This is a genomic window from Synechococcus sp. R55.7 (genome assembly GCF_047461955.1).
Classification (GTDB): domain Bacteria; phylum Cyanobacteriota; class Cyanobacteriia; order Thermostichales; family Thermostichaceae; genus Thermostichus.
Genome location: NZ_JANSIC010000194.1, coordinates 3021 through 5029, shown reverse-complemented (window position 1 = coordinate 5029; position 2009 = coordinate 3021). Strand labels below are relative to the sequence as shown.

The 2009-nt window shown below is 58.5% G+C and carries 4 protein-coding genes; 2 read left to right on the top strand and 2 right to left on the bottom strand.

Annotated features, from left to right (window positions below):
- A partial coding sequence (locus NW820_RS10040; protein ID WP_414407410.1) for a Uma2 family endonuclease occupies positions 1-759 on the top strand: 759 nt, incomplete at its 5' end.
- Positions 760-802: 43 nt separating this feature from the next.
- Here NW820_RS10040 and NW820_RS10035 read toward each other — a convergent pair.
- Together NW820_RS10035 and NW820_RS10030 are read right to left on the bottom strand one after the other, a co-directional pair.
- Positions 803-1279 (bottom strand): urease accessory protein UreE, encoded by a 477-nt coding sequence (locus NW820_RS10035; protein WP_414407409.1) that lies wholly within the window; start codon positions 1277-1279, stop codon positions 803-805.
- Positions 1276-1614 carry a hypothetical protein gene (locus NW820_RS10030; protein WP_011433606.1) on the bottom strand — a complete coding sequence of 113 codons (339 nt, stop codon included), beginning with the start codon at positions 1612-1614 and terminating at the stop codon, positions 1276-1278. Before NW820_RS10030 ends, NW820_RS10035 begins: the two co-directional genes overlap by 4 nt.
- A 42-nt stretch (positions 1615-1656) precedes the next feature.
- On the opposite strand from NW820_RS10030, the gene NW820_RS10025 reads away from it, so the two are divergent.
- Complete coding sequence (locus NW820_RS10025) at positions 1657-1983, top strand: phasin family protein (protein WP_011433607.1); 327 nt, start codon at positions 1657-1659, stop codon at positions 1981-1983.
- Positions 1984-2009: the final 26 nt, after the last annotated feature.

The window sequence follows — 2009 nt, the reverse complement described above, 5'->3', positions numbered from 1 at the left end:
AGTCATCGATATTGCTCCGCAACACTGTCGCGACTGCTGGTAAGAGAGCTGGTCATGAGCGTCAGTAGCCCTTCCTTCCGTGAACTGCCCATCTTAGAAAGCGGCGATCGTCTCACCCGCGATGAGTTTGAACGGCGCTATCAAGCCATGCCTCAGCTCAAAAAAGCCGAGCTGATTGAGGGAATTGTTTACGTGGCATCTCCCCTCAGATATCGCCGACATGGCAGACCACACAGCCACATCATGGCCTGGCTGGGAGTTTATGAAGCAGCAACGCCGGGGGTTGAGTCGGCGGGCAATCCAACCGTTCGCCTGGACTTGGACAATGAGCCGCAGCCAGATGCCATATTGCGGATGCACGAATCTTGTGGGGGACAGTCCCGCATTAGCGAGGATGACTACATTGAGGGTGCACCGGAGCTGATTGTGGAGATTGCCGCCAGCACAGCTTCCTACGACCTGCATGATAAGCTGCGGGCCTACCGGCGCAACGGCGTGCGGGAATATCTGGTCTGGCTAACCCAAGAGCAAGCCTTTCGCTGGTATGTCTTCCAGAATGGAGAGTACGTGCTGCAACAGCCCAATGAGTCGGGCGTCTTGTACAGTCGAGTGTTTCCGGGGTTGTGGTTAGCCGTGGACGCGCTGCTGACGGGCAACATGCAGCAGGTGTTGGGTGTGCTGCAAAGGGGAATTGAGTCGGAGGAACACCGAGAGTTTGCAGCGCGGTTGGCAACCCGAGAAGCAGAGGCTGGAGCCTAGGCCATGAGTCGGAGGGACGGGTTTGCGCTCGCAAAGGCTCAGGTTAATGGCTGTGGGCCAACAGGTTGGGCTCGAAGACAGCCATCTCCAACCGAAACGGGATCCCCATGTGGGCCAGCCAGTCCTGCAGCGGATCATCGGCCAGCGCCAGGATCTGTCCTTGGAGGGAAACGTGGGCCGGGCGGTGCCAATTGCCCAGTTGATGAATCACCTGGCCCATCTGGATGGGGTTTTCAGGTTGAATCAAGAGCACCGGTTCGGGTTGGGCTCTGACCCGAATGTGTCGCTGCGCATCCGCATAGAGCAGATCCCCATCGTGAAGATGGGTGCCGCGGGGCAGCATCAGCTGGATCTCGGTGCCCCAGTCGCTCACCAGCCGTTGCCGGGATCGCTGGCGGTCGTGCCAAGTGAGGGCAACCACTTCCAAGTGGCCGGGGATCCCCTCTGGCGGCTCGTCCAGCAGTTGCGTCACCGTAATGGCCGCGGGCTCCTCTCCCGCAGCATGGGCATCTTCGCTCATGTTAGGGACTCCAGATATTGGCTGAGGTCTTCTTGAAGGCGAGAGAACTCCACTTCGGTGGAAAGGCGCAGCACCTTGGTTTTCAGAGTCACCAGCACCTTGGCTGCGTGGGGGCCAGCCCAGATGTTGGGGTTGCAGAACATCTCCAAGCTGAAATCTTCAGTAGGGTAACGAAACTCAACCGGCTCCTGAGGCTGCTGTCGGGAACGGATCTTGAGTCGCTCCAAGAGGATTTGCAGAGCCTTGTGCCATTGTTGTGCCGCCTCAGGCGAAAGGGAGAAACTGGCCGAGCCGGTTGCGAAGTTGAGGGCAAACTGAGGAAAATGGGTAGTCATGGAGGCCCGTACCGTTCGCGAAGCGTCCTTTGGAGGGCAGCATTGGACAACAACAGTATCTTACGTCAGCTCTTGCTAATGGGCGTGGGCACAACCACTCTGCTGGCAGAACAGTTGAGAAAGGCTGCCGACGACTTGGTGCAGAAGGGGCAGCTCAACCCAGAAGAGGCATCCAATGTCATCAACAACCTGCTCAACCAGGTGAAGGCCGAGCAGAGTAACTTTGAATCCTACGTTCAGCGGCAGGTGCGCAACGTCCTGCAGGATCTGGGCGTGCCCCGCCAATCGGAAATGGACGAGCTGCGGGGGCGGCTGGATCGGCTGGAGCGGCAGGTGCGCAATTTGGAAAATCAGGTTTACCGCCGGTAGCCGAGCTGAGCCTTCCCCTTTTGCCG

Excerpts from the sequence above, each read along its gene's own strand:
- NW820_RS10035 (WP_414407409.1), bottom strand. The coding sequence starts at position 1,279 with ATGAGCGAAGATGCCCATGCTGCGGGAGAGGAGCCCGCGGCCATTACG.
- NW820_RS10030 (WP_011433606.1), bottom strand. The coding sequence starts at position 1,614 with ATGACTACCCATTTTCCTCAGTTTGCCCTCAACTTCGCAACCGGCTCG.